This window comes from Bradyrhizobium sp. B025, assembly GCF_042257955.1.
GTDB classification, from domain to species: Bacteria; Pseudomonadota; Alphaproteobacteria; order Rhizobiales; family Xanthobacteraceae; genus Bradyrhizobium; species Bradyrhizobium diazoefficiens.
In genome coordinates this window covers 3,307,447-3,325,131 of record NZ_CP170150.1, presented here as the reverse complement: position 1 = coordinate 3,325,131, position 17,685 = coordinate 3,307,447, and the positions used below count along the sequence as shown (strand labels likewise).

Genomic DNA, 17,685 nt, shown 5'->3' with positions numbered 1-17,685 from the left:
GAAACGCCATAGTGCCCATGCTACTGGCCCCTATTCCGGCTCGGCGACAGGCCGGGCTCGCTCTTCGAGGGCCGAGATGCGGTTCGATTTCTGTCCGCATACAAACGACATGGACTCCAACCGTTTCGATGCCATTTCAGCCGACCGCAGCAGACTTGCCCTCGAAGAAGGAGCGGCATCAACAGGGCGCGTGCCCCGAGCGCACCTTCTCGTCGACGAACCGCCTATGCGTCGCCCTGATCGCCTCGAGCCTGCTCGCCGGCTGCGCTGTCGGGCCGGACTATATGGGGCCGCCTCACCTGACATTGCCGACCCAATGGACCAACGCGCCTCCGCGTACCAAGACGACGGGCGACCTCGGACGGTGGTGGCTGCGTTTGCGCGATTCGCTGCTAACCCGGCTCATCGACGAAGCCGTGGAGGCAAATCCGAGCGTCGCGAAAGCAAAGGCTACGGTGCGCGAGGCGCGCGCCACCGTTGCGCAGGCAGCAGCGGGCCTGTTTCCGTCGGTCACCGGGTCGGGTTCGATGACTGACAACAAGAGCAGCAGCGCCGGCTCGACCGGCGTCGACATCGGAACCTCCCCCTACACCCTGTACCAGGCCGGCTTCGACGCGAGCTGGGAGCTCGATTTGTTCGGCGGCACACAGCGCAACATCGAGGCCGCGATTCGCTCCGAACAGTCGGCCGAAGACGAGCTGAGATATAGCCTCGTCACCCTGCTCGGCGACGTCGCCGCCTACTATGTCGATGCACGCGGCTATCAGGCGCGCATCGCGCTCGCGAGGCGAACGGCCGCTTCGCAGCGCGACACCGAGCGTTTAACGCGCACGAAATACGAGGCCGGCAGCGCCACCGCCGTCGATCTCGCCAAAGCCTCGGCCCAGGCGGCCAGCACGGAAGCCAACATTCCGACCTACGAGGCGGCCCTCGCCGCCGATACGCATCGCCTCGGCATCCTGCTCGGCCGCGCTCCGACTGCAGTATCGGGCCTCTTCGCAAAATCGGCGCCGGTCCCCGCGCCGCGCATGCCGCTACCGACGGGAGTTCCCGCTGATCTCCTGACCAACCGGTCGGACGTCGCGAGCGCCGAACGCAAGCTTGCGCAGGCCACCGCAAAAATCGGCGCCGCCGAAGCCGACCGCTATCCCAGCATCTCGCTGACGGGATCGGTGGGGACATCGGCGATTCGCGCCGGCGACCTCGCCAAATATTCCAGCGTGAGCTGGTCGGTCGGCCCCTCCATCACCGTGCCGGTGTTCGACGCCGGTAAGCGCTACGCGACCGTCAGGATCGCCGAGGCGCAGCGGGACCAGGCCTTTGCCACCTTCCATTCGACCCTGCTGTCCGCGCTCGAAGACGTCGAGAATGCGCTGGTGGCGCTCTCGCGCGAGAAGGCACGCGCCGGCAAGCTAGCGGAAGCGGCGAAAAACTATCGTGAGGCCGCACGGCTCTCGCGCTCGCTATTCGAGACCGGATCGTCGAACTTTTTGGATGTGCTTGACGCCGAACGCTCGCTCTATTCGGCCGAAGACTCGCTGATCCAAAGCCAGGTCGCCATCGCCAAGTACTATGTCACGCTGGCCAAGGCGCTCGGCGGCGGGTGGGTCGATCCGGTCGATGCCGCGACGCCGCTGATCGTCGACGCCAATACGGGGCCGCACGCCCGGGAGGCCCTGCGATGAACATCCTTGCCAGGGGATCGCGAACATGGCTCGTGCTGGCGTGCCTCCTCACCGCGATCGGCGTCGCCGCCGCCGTGCATTTCCGCAGCGGATCGGCGAAGACGACGGCGTATATCACCGCACCGGTGACGGTCAGCGACCTGCGGGAGGAAGTGCTCGGCAGCGGAACGCTGAAACCTCTGCGGCTCACGGCGGTCGGCGCCCAGGTGTCCGGTCGCATCACGTCCCTGAACGTGCGCGTCGGCGATACCGTGAAGGCGGGCGACGTCATCGCCCAGATCGACCCCGTCACCAAGCAGAACGACCTTCGCAATTCGGAGGCCTCGCTGAACAATTATCGCGCCCAGAAGGTCGAGAAGGAAGCGACGCTGGTCCTGGCCGAGGCCAATCTGGCGCGCCAGCAGGCCACCCTTGCGCAGCGCGCGACCTCCCGCAGCGATTACGACAACGCCGACGCCACCGCGAAGCAGACCCGCGCGCAGATCGCGGCGCTGGAGGCGCTGATCGCGGGCGCCCAGGCGGCGGTCGAGACCGCCAGGGTCAATCTCGACTACACCCGTATCACCGCCCCGATCAACGGAACGGTTCTTGCCGCCGTGGCTCAGGAAGGACAGACCGTCAACGCGGTGCAGTCGGCACCGACCATCGTCGTGCTCGGCCAGCTCGAGACCATGACCGTGCGCACGGAGATCTCGGAGGCCGACATCGTCAAGGTGCAGCCGGGACAGGCGGTGTATTTCACCATCCTCGGCGACCAGGACCACCGCTACGAGGCCACACTGGAGCAGATCGAGCCGGCGCCGGAATCGATCAAGAGCGATTCGAGCTTCTCCTCCAGCTCGACGAGTTCGACGTCGAGCTCGTCGTCGTCGAGTTCCACCAGCACCGCCATCTACTATATCGGCGTGTTCAAGGTGCCGAACCGCGAATTGCGGCTGCGCACCTATATGACCGCGGAGGTCCATATCGTCATCGGCGAGTCCAAGCGCACCAAGACGATCCCCGCGCTGGCGCTGACGCGGCAGCCTGACGGCCGTAACACCGTTCGCGTGCTGGACACATCCGGCGAGGTCCGCCAGCGCGATGTGAAGATCGGGCTCAACGATCGCACCACCGTGGAAGTCAAGTCCGGCCTCAGCGAGGGCGAGCACGTCATCACCGGAGAATCGTCGAACAGTGGGCCGACCTCCCGCGGCTTCCCGCAAGGTGGCCCGCCAGCGGGATCGTGACATGACCGAACCGATTCTGGCGCTCAGCCACATTTGCCGCGAGTTCATGACCGGCGACACCAAGGTCGCCGCGCTCGCGGACGTGACGCTGGACATCGATCGCGGCGAACTCGTCGCCATCATCGGCTCCTCCGGATCGGGCAAGTCGACACTCTTGAATATCCTGGGCTGCCTGGATCACGCGACCTCCGGCAGTTATCGCGTCGCCGGCGAGGACGTCGCGGCGCTCGACGCCGACGCCTTGGCCGCGCTGCGCCGCGAGCACTTTGGCTTCATCTTCCAGCGCTACCATTTGCTCTCCGAACTGCCGGCGCTCGAAAATGTCGAGATCCCCGCGGTCTATGCCGGCGATACCGCGAGCGAACGGCAGGCGCGGGCCGAACGCCTGCTGGCCCGGCTCGGCATGGCCGAGCGGCGCGGTCATCGGCCCAACCAGCTCTCCGGCGGCCAGCAGCAGCGGGTCTCGATCGCGCGCGCCCTGATGAACGGGGCCGAGGTCGTACTCGCGGACGAACCAACCGGTGCACTCGATCGCCGCAGCGGCGAAGAGGTCCTGAAAATCCTGGTGGAGTTGCATCGCGAGGGAAAGACGATCATCATCGTCACGCACGATCCCGAGGTCGCCAAGCGTGCCAACCGCGTCATCGAGTTGCGCGACGGTCTTGTTGTTTCGGACAAGCGCACCGACGCCGCCGTGGCGACGGCGGCTGCCTCCCTCCCCGCTGACAAGCCTGACACAAGGTCCAGCCGTTGGTCCGGCCTCGCCTTCCGCTTCCGGGAGACGCTGCGGATGGCCCTACTCTCGATGGCGGCGCACCGGCTGCGCTCGTTCCTGACCATGCTCGGCATCATCATCGGCATCGCGGCCGTGTCCTCCGTCGTCGCGCTCGGCAACGCCTCGCAGAACAAGGTGCTGTCCGACATCTCGAACCTCGGGACCAACACGATCGAGGTGTTTCCCGGCAAGGACTTTGGCGACGCCCGAGCCGGCAAGATCAAGACGCTGGTCCTCGACGACGCCCGTGCGCTGGACCGCCAGACCTTCATCGCCGGCGTCACGCCGACCGTCTCGACCAGCACGACGGTGCGCTACCGCGACCGCGAATCCAACGTGCTGGTGAACGGCGTCGACCGCAGCTACTTCCAGGTCAAGGGCACCAAGATCGCGGCGGGTGCGCTGTTCGACGCTGTCGCCGTCCGCAACATCGAGCGTCAGGCCGTCATCGACGACAACACAAGAAGGACATTCTTCTCCGACGATCAGAACGCCGGCATCGGCCGCGTGATCTGGGTCGGCAAGGTGCCATGCCGCGTCGTCGGCGTGATCGCCCAGCAGCAGGGCGGTTTTGGCTCCAACCAGAACCTCTCCGTCTATCTTCCTTACACGACCGTGCAGGCCCAGTTCACCGGCGATCGCTCCCTTCGCAGCGTCCTGCTGCGCGTCAGCGACGAGGTCTCGACCGACCTTGCGCAGGAGGCGGTCACCACGCTGCTCACGCGGCGCCACAGCACCAAGGATTTTGTGATCCTCAATACCGACGACATCCGCCGCACGATCACCAGCACGACGCAGACCCTCGCCTTCCTCGTGGCGGCGATCGCCGTCATCTCGCTCGTCGTCGGGGGTATCGGTGTAATGAACATCATGCTGGTGTCCGTATCCGAACGGATCGGCGAGATCGGCGTGCGCATGGCCGTCGGCGCAAGACGGGAAGACATCCTCCAGCAGTTCCTCGTTGAGGCGACTCTGATCTCGTCGCTCGGCGGGATCGCAGGGATCCTGATCGCAGTCGCGCTGGGCGCGCTCCTCAACCTTCTCCTGCCGGGGTTCCAGGTCTCCTATTCGACCTTCTCCATTGGCGCCGCCTTCTTGACGTCGACGGCGATCGGGATCTTCTTCGGCTATTTCCCGGCGCGGCGCGCCGCATCCTTCGATCCGGTGGTAGCCCTCAGCCGTGAATGACCTTAAAACCCTCGCCGCGTGTGGTAGTTTGGCTCGAACGCGGTCTTCCGGCACCGACCGGCCGCCCGCATCGACGCCAAGCAACATCGCCATTCATGCCATGAGCACCCAGAGCATCCTCATAGTCGAAGACGACCAAGAGACACGAAATCTGGTCGCACGCTATCTGCGTGAGAACTCGTTCAACGTCGGCATGGCCGCGAACGGGCGTGAGATGGACCGCTACATCAGCCAGAACCGCGTCGACCTGATCGTGCTCGACCTCATGCTGCCGGGCGAGGACGGCCTGAGCCTGTGTCGACGCCTGCGCGTCGATACCACGACGCCCATCATCATTCTGACCGCCAAGGGCGACGACGTCGATCGGATCCTCGGTCTCGAAATGGGAGCCGACGACTATTTGCCAAAGCCGTTCAATCCGCGCGAACTTCTGGCGCGGATCAACGCCGTGCTCCGGCGGCAATTGGGCGGATCGGCGGGGCCCGCGGCAAAGACCTCGGCCCGCCTGAGATTCGAGGGCTGGATCATCGATTCCCGAATGCGGGAGTTGCGTGACCCGGAGGGCGCGCAGGTGCCGCTGACGAGCGCCGAATTCGACCTGCTGCAATCCTTCTGCGAGCGCCACGGCCGCATCCTGAGCCGGGACACGCTCCTGAACATGACGCGCGGGCGGCCGGGCGGCGCCTTCGGGCGCAGCATCGACGTGCTCGTGAGCCGATTGCGCGGCAAGCTCGACAGGACCGAAGGAACCTCGATGATCAAGACCGTCAGAACGGGCGGCTATATTTTCACGCCGCGGGTGGACGAAGCGTGAGCCGGCTCCGCAAGCTCGTAAGGCTCTTTACCCTGCGACGAATCAGCGGCCAGATCGCCGCGCTGATCCTGTCAACGCTCGTGCTGATTCACGCGCTGATCGCCGGCTATGTCCTGGTGAGCCGGCCCAAGCCCAGCCTGCTGACCGACGAGCCACTGCAGCAATTCGAGCTGATTGTGCGAATTCTCGACAAGACGCCGCGAAACGAACGTCGCGTTCTCGTTGAGAATATCGGTCGCGGCCTTCCTGACCTGCAACTTCGACTGACGGAGGGCGGGCCTCGCGCGTCCGCAACTCCGACGACGGCCATCCCCTCACCGTTCGATGGCCGCGTCCAGATCGTTCAGCGACGTCCGCCCGAACAGGACAGCGTCCTCTTCGATCTCGGGGACGGCGAAGTCCTCGATGCGACAGTGAGGACGCCGAGCATTCCCGGATTTATCACCGGCCTTTGGGCAAGCACGCTGTTGTTCCTGGTCATCAGCATTACGCTGCTCGGGGTATGGGCCGGCCGGGCGCTCAGCGCGCCCCTATCGGCCTTTGCCAGGGCAGCCGAGAGCTTCAGCCTGAGCCGGTCCTCGGCACCGCTCCCCGAGAGCGGGCCCGAGGAGATCAGGTCGGCGGCGAAGGCACTGAACCTGATGCGGAACCGGATCACGTCGCTAATGAACGACCGGACCCGGATGCTCGCCGCGATCAGCCACGATCTGCGCACACCCATCACGCGGCTACGGCTGCGCTCCGAATATATCGAGGACGACACCCAGCGCACACAGACGCTGCGCGACCTCGACCAGATGCAGGCGATGCTCGAATCCGTTCTCATCCTGCTGCGTGGCGGCAGCGGCGCCAGGCCCACGCTGGTGGACATCGCGGCACTCGTTCAGATGGTATGCGAGGAATTTGCGGACTGCGGTCACGCGGTCCATTACCACGGCCCCTCGCGGCTCACGCTCACGGTCAAGCCGGATGAGATCAGGCGGGCGCTCGCCAATCTGATTGGAAACGCCGTTCGCTTTGGCAGCGAAGTGAACGTCGCCCTGTCCGTCGCAAACGCGGTCACGACCATCGAGATCTCGGACGATGGTCCTGGAATCCCGGACGACAAGAAGGCCGCGATGCTCGAGCCGTTCGTACGGGGTGACGACGCCCGCACGATGAACGAGACCAGCGGCTTCGGGCTCGGACTGTCGATTGCCAGCAGTATCGTCGAGGCACACGGCGGATCCCTGTCGCTTCAGGACAACCAGCCTCACGGCCTCAAGGTGGTTATTGTGCTGTCTGAACGCCGATGCCAAGCGTCTGCGGACGAGTAACAAGCTGTCATACTGCCGCCACTTTCGCGATCTCAGCTCACTCAGTTGGCGCAGGAGGCTGATTTCGGCTTTCTTTAATTATGTGCAATTCGTTACGTTCAACTTTTCGCTCCACAGCAGCACAGTTTTATCCCCGGCGCCAAATCGTTCGCCTCTTCAACTACTGAATGATCTTGAATCGCTGGTCGCTAGCTTGGGACCAATAGCCGCCGGGCACGCTCCCGCTCGCTGGACCGGGCACACGGCGACGCATCTATTTCAGATAGCTCGCGAGATTCATGCTCAGGATCTTTCCGAGCGCGGAATAGGAGGCGGTGAGCTGGGACTGATAGGTCGAAAGCTGCGCGGTGATCGCGGCAACGTCGACGCCGGTCAGGTCGCTCGACAGCGTCTCGGCAAAGCTCTTGTAGTCGCTCTGCCGCGTGCTCGCCGTTTCGATCTGCGAGGCCGCACCGGAGAGTCTGGCCTGCACCGCCACCGTGTCGTCCAGCGCCGTGCTCGCGAGGTCGAGCGCCTGGGTGATGTCGGAGGACGACAGCGAGGTGCTGTTGGCCACGAACTTCAGGACACGCATCACCTCCTCGAACGCCGAATTGTCGGCGGTGACGCCATAGGACACGGCCTGGTCGGCCGAGACGCGGACCGACGCGATTTCGCCGTCGCCGGAGTAATAGGAGGTGTCCGCGGTGGCGGCGGAGCCCGTGCCGGTGGCAAAACTCGTGATATCCACCGGCGCCGTCTCGGTCTTGCCGCCGGCAAAGACGTACTGGCCGTCATACTGCGTGTTCAGCAGCGACCCCATCTGCTCCAGATATTGCTGCGCGGTGGCGATCGCCGAATTCGCCTCGGTCGAGCTGCCGGTCGAGGCGGCGCTGAGCTGCGAGCGCAACTGCGTGACCATGTCGGTCATCGATCCCACCGCCGAATACATCACCTGCACCCGGCTGTCGGCGAGCGTCGCGGCGTCGACATAGGATTGCGCCCGCGTCACCGAAACCTGCAGATTGACCACGTGCTGAGCAGTCGAGCCGTAGCCGCCGAAGTCGCTCGAGATCTGGCCCGACGATTCCTGGATCTGCTCGTTGGCCATCACCGACTGAATGCGCAGCGCATCCGAGATCATGGTGTTGGTCTGCGCGAAGGTCGCCACCCGCATTGCCATCGGTACCCTCCCGCCTCAGCCCGACTGCACGGCGTTGAGCAGCGCCGAGTACATCGTGTTGATGGCCTGGATCAGCGCCGAGGCCGCGGAATATTTGTTCTGCAGCGTGCTCAGCCGCGCCGATTCCTCGTCCAGGTTCACGCCCGACTGCGAGGAAAGCGAATCCGCATAGGTCGATTGCGCGGTCTCCTTCGCCGTATAGGCAGAGGAGGCCTGCGACGCCTTGCTTGCGACATCCGAGACGATCGTGGCGGCGTAGTCGGCGAAGGAGCCGGTGGATTCGGCGAGGCCGCCCGCGGATGCAAAGCTCCGCGAGCCCGTCAGGGTGTCGTAGAGATTGTTGACCACGGTGGCCGAGCCCGACGACAGCACCCGGCTGCCGACCGTCAACGTCGATGACGAATCCAGCGTGGCGAGCGGCAGCTCGGAGCTGCCTGAGAGAAAGCTGCTCTTGACCGCAATGTCGGCAGCGCTGGTTCCTGTGACGATGTCGTTCAGGCCGAAATAATCAGACAATCCCTCGCCCGAACTGCCCACGAAGCTCGTCATCTCGTTGATCGCGACGCCGTTGCCGGAACCGGTGGCTGAGATCGTCAGATGACCGTTGGAATCGACCGATGCCGACAGGCCGGAAATACCGTTGATCGCGGTCACGAGATCGCCAACCGTTGCGTAGGACGACAGGTCGAGATCGGCATAGGACACGAGATTGCCGCTCTGGTCGGTGGCGGCGATGTGGACCGTGCCGGTCGCCGAGAGCGCGTCCGTGCTCGCAACCGCCGTGGTCCCAGTCAGGCTGGTTGGCGGTGGCACCGACGAAGCGCTGTTGGACACGCTGTTCAGCGCGGAAGTGAACTGCTGGGCCAGCTGGTCAAGCTGGGATTGCGCGGCCGGCAAGGTCTTGTCGCGCAAGGTGACGAGCGCGCCGATGTCGCCGCTCGTAATCTGCGAGGTGATGTCGACTCCGTTGACCGAGATCGCGCCGAAACTCGTCGACGACGAGACGTTGGCGGCCGTCGTGTAGCTGATCGTATGCGCGCTGCTGTCGACCAGCGCCTGGCCGGAGGTGGTGTAAACCTGTAGATCGCCGTTCGACGCCGTGAAGTAGCTGACGTTCATCTTCGATGCGACGTCCTGCAGCGCGGTATTGCGCTGGTCTTCGAGATCCGCGGTCGACTGGCCGGACGCTGCAACTTGCTTGATCTCGGCGTTGACGTTGGCGATCTGCTGCAGATCCTTATTCACGTCGTCGACCGAGGATGCGATGTCCTTGTCGGCATTGGAGCGGAGTTTCTGGATGCCGCTGGAGGTCTCCCGGAGCTGGCTCACCACATCGTTGAGCGCACTCATCGCGTTGGATTGCAGCGACGCACTGCTCGGCGTGCTCGCGAGCGACGACAGCGCCGATTCCAGATCGGCCAGCGTATTGGCAAGTGATGTACCGGTCGACGAGCTGTCCGAGGTGCTGGTCGAGCCGTAGAGTTTTTGCAGCGAGGTCAGATAGGTGTTGCTGGTGTCGGCCGCGCCGAGTTCAGAGGTTGCGCCGATCAGCGACTTCAGAAGCAGCTTGTCCACCGTCGAGGTGATGCCGGTCACCGTGACGCCGGTGCCGACGCCGTTGGTGACGCTGCTCGTCTGGTTCGCGGTCTTGGTCGTGTAACCGGTCGTGTCGGCGTTCGAGATGTTCGACGACGTCACGCTGATCTGGACCTGCGTGGCCGAGAGCCCGCTGAAGGCGATCAGTCGTGTGATATCGAGCGACACGGCGGCGGCCTCCTTGTTGCGTCAGGCGCGCCGGCTGGTGCCGCTGGAGACGGTCCGCGCGGCGGCGACGCGGCCCGAGGCGCCATAGGGCGACACCGCCGCAATCTGCTCGCGGATCGCCTGCATCACCGCCTCGATCCGGCGGTTGCTGGCCTCGATCGCCGCGCGCAACCGCACCAGGTTCTCGTCCATCGCGGCACGCAGCTTCAGGATCCGCTCCATCAATTGCTCGCGCAGGATCATATCCCTAACGTGCAGGCTGGTGCTGCCCCCGGCACATTCGGCGACCGTCCGCTCGAACAACTCGGCCAGCCGGTTCTTCTCGTCCACCTGCCTCAGGCGCGAGGCGGGCAAGCCCTTGGCGAGCTCCGCATTCTCCTCGGCAACCAGGGTGGTCAGGACGTCGATCAGCGCAATCAGCGACTTGATCCTGATATCGCCGCCGGCGGCACTGGTCCTGGTAGGCTCTGCCTGTTTCATGTTCGTTGCCTTCACATCGTTCTTCTAATTCTGCGGCCGGCCGCGGCCCGCCTGGGAGCCGCGGAGATAGGCACCGATCGCCGTGGTTCGCGCTGCCGCGCGCCGCATCTCGTCCTCGATATCCGCGCATTGGCGCAGCAGAGCGCGGCGCGTGCTCTCGATATCGTCGACCAGCGCGAGCAGCCCGCCAGGCTTCGCGCGGTCTGCGGCATCGGCGCGCGTCACCAGTCGCTTGAGGCGCAGCAGTAACCGCTCACCAACGGCATGATCCCTGACATTGCCCATCACCTACCTCATCGCCGAGATCAGCGTGTCGTACATCTTGTTGACGGTCGAGATGACCTGCGAGGCCGCGGAATAGGCCTGCTGCGCCGAGATCATGCTGGAGAACTGGCTGCTGGTGTCTGTGGTCGAGGATTCCAGCTCGCTGCCGTAGATCGTGCCCGCGCCGTTCTCGCCCGAGGCCTGGAGAGCGGCGTTGCCCGACGTCACGGTTGCCGAATAGATGCCGTCGCTCCTTGCCGACAGACCGTTGGGATCGGCGAAGGTCGCCACCGCGATCTTGTAGATCGCAATCGTCTGGCCGTTCGAGTAGGTGGCATCGACCACGCCGTCCTTGCCGATCGAGACACTGGAGAGCTTGCCGTAAGACAGCCCGTCGGAATCGATGCTGGTGACGTTGACGGAGGGCGTGGTTTCGCCCGAGGCGTATTGCGTCAATCCATCGGTCTTGCCGACGGTGCCGAGATTGAGCGTGATCGAGCTGTCGGCGGCCCCATCGGTCCAGCCGGTCACCACGACGGTCGCCGGGCTCGGACTGGTGCTGGCGAGCGAGCCGTCGCTGTTGAAGGTGATGGCGATCGTGCCCGAGGCCGTCCCCGTCGCCGTCGTCGTGTCCGACGTGGAGGTCGGATTGGCAAAGCTCGCGCTCCAGGTGTTGGTGCCGGTCTTCGTCCAGGTGACCTGCATCGAGTTCGCCGCCCCCAGCGAATCGTAGACCGTCATCGAGCTGGTGTAGGTGTCCCCGGTCGCGGCGTCCGACGGCAAATTGGCCGCGACCGTCGTCTTGGTGGTGGCGCTGCCGCTGGTGGACGCGACCTGCGTGTTGATGGCCGTGAGGTTGCTCGCCGATTCATTGCCGACGACGTTGCCGTCGGCGTCCGTGCGCCAGCCTTCGAGATAGTTGCCGTTGTTCTCCAGATAGCCCGCATTGTTGATGGTGAACGCACCGTTGCGGGTATAGGAGATCGTGCCGCCGGACGTGGAATTCGACACCGCGAAGAATCCGCTGCCCTGGATCGCGACGTCGGTGGCGTTCGAGGTCGCTGCAAGCAGACCCTGCTGGGTGATGTTGGCGCGGCCGGAGACGGTGACGCCGCCCGAGGCGTAGGAGGTCGCGTTGCTCGACGCGGTGACGAGCGCGTCGAACATCGCCGACGTCGTCTTGTAACCGGTGGTGTCGGAGTTGGCGATGTTGTCCGAGATCATCGACAGCGACTGGCTCTGCGCGCTGAGCGCCGAGATCGCCGAGGAAAGTGCGCCGGTGAGACTCATGATAAAACTCCGGATGAGATCAGGACGTGACGCCGATGATGTTGGCGGCGCTGACGGAGACGCCGCCGACCGTGAGCGACGGCGTCGAGGTCGAGGTGTCGATGCCGGTCACCGTGCCGGTGACGGTCGTGTAGTTGAGGACGGAGTTGCCGGCGCTATCGGTCGCGTTGACCGAGATCGTGTACTGGCCGCCGTCCGAGAGCTGGTTGCCGCTGGAGTCCTTGCCGTCCCAGGTGAAGCTGTTGGATCCGGAGTTGCCGGTGCCGGTGCCGGTCCACACCGTGTTGCCCGAGGAATCCTTGACGCTGATCGAGACGTTCGAGGCTGCAGAGGACAGCGAGTAACCGAACGTCGCGGAGCCATTGCTCAGCGACGCCGTATCGGTCTTGGCCTCGACGGTGTGGCCGATGTAGTTGACCGAATTCAGCGTCACGAGGCTGGAGAATGAGCTCGCCAGCGACGTCAGATTGCTGTTGATCGACTGCTGCGACGTGAAATTCGCGTAGGAGGTGAGCTGATTGATGAAGTCGGTCGTCGAAGTCGCGTTCAGCGGATCCTGGTTTTGCAGCTCGCTGACGAGCAGGCTCAGGAAGTCGCTCGACGTCAACGACGACGCGGAAGACGAGCTCGACGACGATGATGTCGTCGTCGTTGCAGTTGAGACGGAACTCGTCGCGGAAACGGTCATCGCACACCCCGGTTCTAGGCGACCGGCGCGCTCGCATTACGGAGCAGTTGCGCGCTGATCTCTGTGCAGATGAAACGGGACCGGACGGGAATTCAGGCGCGGATTTGCACACGCGCGATCACTGTTCGACTCGGCAAAATCTGCCGTGTGAAGACGTCAGGCAGAGATGAAGAACTGTGGGACGATCTCGATGCCGATGCGACGACGCGAGCGATCAGCCCCTCGCCGTCTCGCCCTCGGTAAGCGCCTCGGTGGCATCCGTGCCGCGCTTGGTCGCCGCGGCAACGATGCGGTCGGCGAGCCCCGCCGGCGCGCGCACCGGCGGCGCGGCCAGCGCCGCGCGGAGTGCCTGCGCCTGCGCGAGCAGGGCCTGCGCTTCAGCGGACCGGGACAGCAACTGTTCGGCGGACAGGCGGCGATCGTCGGGCCAGCGCGAGACGTCCTCGCCCAGCCGATCGATCAGATCCTCAAACTCGGTGACGTCCATCGTCCGGATATCCGCCTCGCCAAGCCCGTCATAAAGCATTGCTTGCGCGCCGGAAACCGAATTCGCGCTGTGATCCGCGCCAAGCCGCGCCAGCACGGCCGGAACGGCCGCGAAAACAGCCGCCCGGACCCCCTCGCCCCCGGTTATTCACGGGATCTATGAAACCGCCCGGCCGCTACCGTGACGGAGCCGAATCGGCCTTGCCGCCCCGGCTCGCCGCATCGACGAATTCCCACGCCTCGCGCATCTCGGCCAGGCCGGCGATGATCCGCCGAAAGCTCTCGCGGGCGTCCGGCCGACCATAGGCCCTCAGGCTCGCCAGGATGAGCGCGTTGTAGGTCTGGTAGAGCCGCTCGGCGACGTCCCGGCCATTGGTGAAATCGAGATTGTGGCTGAGCCCGCGCAGGATGGCGGTCGCCTTCATCAGGTGCTCATGTCCTTCCTCGAAGCGCCGCGACTCCTGGGCCACGAGTGCCTTCTGCAGGAAGGTGGCGGCCCCGCCGAGCAGCATCGACACCGCCTTCAGCGGCGGCACCGTGGTCGCCGCTCCCCGATAGGCCTGGTTGGCCAAGTACGCCATCTGGTTATGCATCATCACTCACTCGGTTCCACGCTATCAATTGCTCGACGAGTTCAGCAGCGCCTTCAGATAGGTCAGCGTGCTGTTGGAGCTCTCGATCGCCGCCTGATACTTCGCATATTGGGTCTGGAGCTGGGACTGCAGCGTCGACGCCGCGCTGTTGATGTCGTCGACCTTCTGCTGCAGATCGTCGTCGCGTGTCGTCAGATTGGTGATCAGGGTTTGCAACGCACCGCTCGACGAGGAATAGTTCTTCGCGAGCTGATAGAGCTGCGTGGCGAGACCTGACGTCGACGTCACCGTGATCGACTGCGAGGTCGAGCCGCTATAGGTGAAGGCCATGCCAGCATAGATCGATCCGGACGCGCCGATGATCGAGGTGCCGCTGACCGTGAATAGCGAGGAATCGCCGCCGACCGAGGCCGAGGTGAGATTGCCGTCGGAATCCACCGTCAGATCCAGGGTGAAGGATTGCGGCGACGTCCCGGTGTTGACGACGCTGAGCTGGCTAGACGACGTCGTGGTCTGCGCCGACAGCAGCTTTGTCACGCCGCTCAGATTGGTGCTCAGGACATCCGACAGTGTCGAGGTGTCGAGCTCGAGCTCGTTGTTCTCGTTGAACGACAGGCCGAGATCGGCCATCGTCAGTCCGCGGACGGTGCTGTTCAGGCTGTTCTGAAGCGCGTCCATGATGTTGCGCATGGTGCCGTCGCCGAACAGCACTGCACTCGAGGATGCCGTGCCGTCAGTGCCCGTCGCCTGCTGGGCGATGACCTCGTCACGAAACGCATTGTAGTTGGTGACGAAGGTCTCGAGCGCCGACTGGATCTGGCTGGTGTCGGTCTCGATGCTGACGTTCAGCGACGTCCCGTCCGGCGTGGCCTGGAGCAGGTTGAAGGTGACCCCGGTCAGCACGTCGGAAATGTCGTTGGTGTCGCGGGTCATCGCGATGCCGTCGAGGGTGAATTCGGCCGACTGCGCCGCCTGGAGCACGTCGGTGAAGGCCCCTGAGCTGTCGGTTACGCCCAGCTTGCTGAGGATATCGTCGCCTGACGTGCTGGAATAGGTGATGTCGGCGGCGTCCGCCGTGCCCGTCAGCACCATCTCATAGGAGCCGCTCGACACCTGGACGATCGAGGCCTGCACATTGGTCGTCGAGGTCTGGGCATTGACGGCATCGACGACGTCCTGCAGCGACATCGTGCTGGTCACCGTGATATCGGATGTCGAACCGCCCGCGAGGCCGAGCGAGAAGGTGCCGGAATAGCCGAGCTCGGCGGTCTGGCTCGACTGCGAGGTGCCCACCACCTTGTGCGCGACCGCGAGCTGGCTGATGGTCAGCGTATGGTCGCCAGTGGCGGCCCCGCTCTTGATGCTCATGGACAGCGTCGACGATGCGCTGGCGTCGCCGGTTGAGCTGATGCTTGCGGAACGGGTCGAGAAAGCGTTGGTGGCGAGTGAATTGACCACCGACGTCGCGAGCGATGCCAGCCCGGAATACAGCGTCTTCAGGTCGCTCTGCAGCGTCTGATAGGCCGAGATCTTGGCTTGGTTGCTGGTGATCGACGTCGAGATCGTCGTCGCCTGCGCCGTCTTGGCGTCAACGGCGGACTGGATCAGCGCCGACCAGTCGACGCTGCTCGAATTGGTCGTGCCGCTCGTGGTGATCGAGACCCCCGAGCTGGTCGTGCTGGTGCTGCTGGTGCTCGAACTGACGCTGGTCACGTGCCTGGCGATCCCTGGAAGGTGCCGGGCCGGCCTCTTGCCGGCCCGGTCAGATCATGATCAACGCGAACGCTTAGCCGAGCAGCTTGAGCAGGTACTGCGGCATCTGGTTCGCGGCCGCCAGCGCCGACACAGCAGCCTGGGTCTTTACCTCGGCCGACGACAGCTTCGACTGCTCGGCCGCGATGTCGACGTCCTTGATCGCGGAGTTGGCGTTCTGCAGGTTCTGGGTCTGCGTCGAGATCGAGTCGGCGCTGAAATTGAAGCGCGACTCCTGGGCGCCGATGCTGGCGCGCGCGGCCGAGACGGTGTCGATGGCGGTGTCCAGCGTGGTCAGCGCCGAGGTCGCGCCCGACTGGGTGCTGACGTCGAGCGAGGTGACGCTGAGCGAGGAAGCCGTCAGGCTCGACAGCGTGATGGTGATGGTATCGGAGCCGGACGAACCGACCAGGACAGAGACGCCGGAAGCAAACACGCTGGAGCCGTCGAGCAGGCTCTGGCTGGAATAGCGGGTGCCGCTGGCGATCGAATCGATTTCGCTGGTGAGCTGCGAGAATTCCGAGTTGATGTAGGCGCGGCTGGAATCAGTCGTGGTGCCCGAGGCGGATTCGGAGGCCAGCGACTTCATGCGCGCGAGAATGTCGGAGATGTTGGAGGCGCCGCCGTCCGCGGTCTGCAGGATCGCCGTCGCCTGCGAGGCGTTGGTTGCCGCCTGCTGCAGCGTGGTGACGTCGGACGAGATGCGCGTGGAGATCGCCAGACCGGCGGCGTCGTCGGAGGCGGATGTGATGCGCGAGCCGCTCGACAGTTTTGAGAGCGAGCTGGTTTCCTGCGCGGAATTGACGTTGAGATAGCGGACCGCGGCATTGGCGGCGGTATTGGTGTTGATTGCGGGCATTGGAAGCTCCTGTGCTGATGGGCATGACGTGCCGCATCGTGGAAAGACTTACGACGACGCGGGCGCAGCCCCGTCCACCCGCTCAAACGAAGGAGCGCCGAACGATCAGGCGGGAAATCTTTCGAGAGCCGGATTTTATGGTTAGCAGTCGGTAAACGCGGTGCGGATGTCGCGTTCGTGCCGCCGCAGGAGCTGGCGCAGTTGCTGACGTCCGCGCTTGAGGAGCGATTCCACCGCGGCCACGGTAGAGTCCATGACCTCTGCGATCTCGCCGTTGCTCATGTCCTCATGATACGACAGGATCACCGCGATCCGCTGCTGCTCCGGCAGCCGCTGCATCGCCTCTTCCAGCATGCCGTTCAGCTCGTTGCGCTCGATCACGCGCGATGCATCCGGCCGTCCGTCGGCGACCTCGGGCACGGTATCGACATTCTCGGTGCGCGGCTTGCGGCGGAGGTCGATGCAGCGGTTGGAGATGACGCGATAGAGCCAGGTCGAGAACTTTGCGCGGCCATGCTGCCAGCGGCCGCGATGACTCCAGATCTTCAGCATGCTGTCCTGCACCACGTCCTCGGCGTCCGCCGCGTTGCCGACGATGCGCAGCGCGATCGCATAGGCACGATCGATGTGCCGCTCGACAAGCATCCGGAAGGCGGTCTCATCGTCAGCGGCAAGCCGATCGAGAAGCTCGCTGTCCTCGTCGAACACGACATCGGCCGCGACCGGCTCGCCGTCAGGCGCGATCGAAGCCGACGCGATCACCGGTGCGTTCGCTTCGCTCGTGATCGTCGTCGCGATCTCGGCTTCGGCGCGAGCAAAAACGTCCACCGCAAAACTCATCCCGCAATCTCCAACCCGCAATGCCGGCGGCGCATCTTCCACACGGCTTCCAGGCGTTGAACGCGAGGCGAAAACAATCCAGGCGCATAATTTTTGTTATTTTTCAAGATGTTAGTTGGAAGCTTTTGCCGGCCGGCCGGCAAAGATTGCCGACGGCGTGCGGCGAAGCGCGCACTCGTTCTGCAATCATCGACATCGTCTCGCATCATCGCGGATCATTCATCTCGAACAGAGCTGCACAAAAACGCTGTGATTACGCGGCACTGAACTGATCGCACCCATCACGCGACACGCGTGCGAATGATCGATTGTTTCCGAGTGGAAACGAACGCGAGACAACTTTTTCACTCGGCAGTTTTTGCCGAATCACAATTCGAACCTAGCGGATTTTTCTATTCTGTCAGGCGCGAGATGCGCGATTTCGAATCGCACATCGATTATTTTCGCCATCGCACGCCTGAATTCGTCCGCACGCACGTTGATCGCTTCGATTGGCGGAG

At 64.3% G+C, this 17,685-nt stretch carries 16 protein-coding genes; 5 read left to right on the top strand and 11 right to left on the bottom strand.

Annotation, left to right across the window (positions count from 1 at the left end; all coding sequences use genetic code 11):
- Window positions 1-155: 155 nt before the first annotated feature.
- The 5 genes from ACE10W_RS15175 to ACE10W_RS15155 all read left to right on the top strand — a co-directional run bounded on the left by ACE10W_RS15175 (window position 156) and on the right by ACE10W_RS15155 (window position 7,007).
- Window positions 156-1,685 carry an efflux transporter outer membrane subunit gene (locus ACE10W_RS15175; protein WP_338076404.1) on the top strand — a complete coding sequence of 510 codons (1,530 nt, stop codon included), beginning with the start codon at window positions 156-158 and terminating at the stop codon, window positions 1,683-1,685.
- Window positions 1,682-2,914 carry an efflux RND transporter periplasmic adaptor subunit gene (locus ACE10W_RS15170; RefSeq protein ID WP_011086489.1) on the top strand — a complete coding sequence of 411 codons (1,233 nt, stop codon included), beginning with the start codon at window positions 1,682-1,684 and terminating at the stop codon, window positions 2,912-2,914. Before ACE10W_RS15175 ends, ACE10W_RS15170 begins: the two co-directional genes overlap by 4 nt.
- 1 nt (window position 2,915) lies before the next feature.
- Window positions 2,916-4,877, top strand: a complete 1,962-nt coding sequence (locus ACE10W_RS15165) for a MacB family efflux pump subunit (protein WP_011086488.1) — start codon at window positions 2,916-2,918, stop codon at window positions 4,875-4,877.
- Window positions 4,878-4,977: 100 nt separating this feature from the next.
- Entirely contained in the window at window positions 4,978-5,691 is a 714-nt protein-coding gene (locus ACE10W_RS15160; protein ID WP_038966216.1) for a response regulator, read from the top strand.
- The gene (locus tag ACE10W_RS15155) at window positions 5,688-7,007 is read left to right on the top strand and encodes an ATP-binding protein (protein WP_011086486.1); all 1,320 of its coding nucleotides are present in this window, start codon (window positions 5,688-5,690) and stop codon (window positions 7,005-7,007) included. The genes ACE10W_RS15160 and ACE10W_RS15155 overlap by 4 nt, the downstream gene beginning before the upstream one ends.
- Window positions 7,008-7,260: 253 nt before the next feature.
- Here the strand turns inward: ACE10W_RS15155 and ACE10W_RS15150 are convergent, their stop codons facing one another.
- From ACE10W_RS15150 to ACE10W_RS15100, 11 genes are all read right to left on the bottom strand, one after another.
- A complete protein-coding gene (locus tag ACE10W_RS15150; RefSeq protein WP_011086485.1) occupies window positions 7,261-8,169 on the bottom strand; it encodes a flagellin in 909 nt (302 codons plus the stop codon).
- Between the two features lie 15 nt (window positions 8,170-8,184).
- Complete coding sequence (gene flgK, locus ACE10W_RS15145) at window positions 8,185-9,933, bottom strand: flagellar hook-associated protein FlgK (RefSeq protein WP_370204076.1); 1,749 nt, start codon at window positions 9,931-9,933, stop codon at window positions 8,185-8,187.
- 21 nt (window positions 9,934-9,954) lie between these two features.
- Entirely contained in the window at window positions 9,955-10,413 is a 459-nt protein-coding gene (locus tag ACE10W_RS15140) for a hypothetical protein (RefSeq protein ID WP_038966231.1), read from the bottom strand.
- Between the two features lie 24 nt (window positions 10,414-10,437).
- A complete protein-coding gene (locus ACE10W_RS15135; RefSeq protein WP_038966214.1) occupies window positions 10,438-10,698 on the bottom strand; it encodes a hypothetical protein in 261 nt (86 codons plus the stop codon).
- Window positions 10,699-10,701: 3 nt separating this feature from the next.
- A complete protein-coding gene (flgE, locus tag ACE10W_RS15130) occupies window positions 10,702-11,967 on the bottom strand; it encodes a flagellar hook protein FlgE (protein WP_011086481.1) in 1,266 nt (421 codons plus the stop codon).
- 19 nt (window positions 11,968-11,986) lie between these two features.
- Entirely contained in the window at window positions 11,987-12,655 is a 669-nt protein-coding gene (locus ACE10W_RS15125; protein WP_028170777.1) for a flagellar hook assembly protein FlgD, read from the bottom strand.
- A gap of 214 nt (window positions 12,656-12,869) precedes the next feature.
- Window positions 12,870-13,142: a hypothetical protein gene (locus tag ACE10W_RS15120; RefSeq protein ID WP_028170776.1), complete on the bottom strand. Its 273-nt coding sequence runs from the start codon at window positions 13,140-13,142 to the stop codon at window positions 12,870-12,872.
- Window positions 13,143-13,317: 175 nt separating this feature from the next.
- Window positions 13,318-13,737, bottom strand: coding sequence for a flagellar export chaperone FliS (gene fliS / locus ACE10W_RS15115; RefSeq protein WP_038966213.1), 420 nt, complete (start codon window positions 13,735-13,737; stop codon window positions 13,318-13,320).
- A 21-nt stretch (window positions 13,738-13,758) separates the two neighbouring features.
- On the bottom strand, window positions 13,759-15,447 hold the full coding sequence (gene fliD / locus ACE10W_RS15110) for a flagellar filament capping protein FliD (protein WP_038966212.1): 1,689 nt from the start codon (window positions 15,445-15,447) through the stop codon (window positions 13,759-13,761).
- Window positions 15,448-15,520: 73 nt separating this feature from the next.
- On the bottom strand, window positions 15,521-16,345 hold the full coding sequence (locus ACE10W_RS15105) for a flagellin (RefSeq protein WP_011086476.1): 825 nt from the start codon (window positions 16,343-16,345) through the stop codon (window positions 15,521-15,523).
- A 141-nt stretch (window positions 16,346-16,486) separates the two neighbouring features.
- Window positions 16,487-17,185 (bottom strand): RNA polymerase sigma factor, encoded by a 699-nt coding sequence (locus ACE10W_RS15100; RefSeq protein WP_011086475.1) that lies wholly within the window; start codon window positions 17,183-17,185, stop codon window positions 16,487-16,489.
- Window positions 17,186-17,685 lie beyond the last annotated feature (500 nt).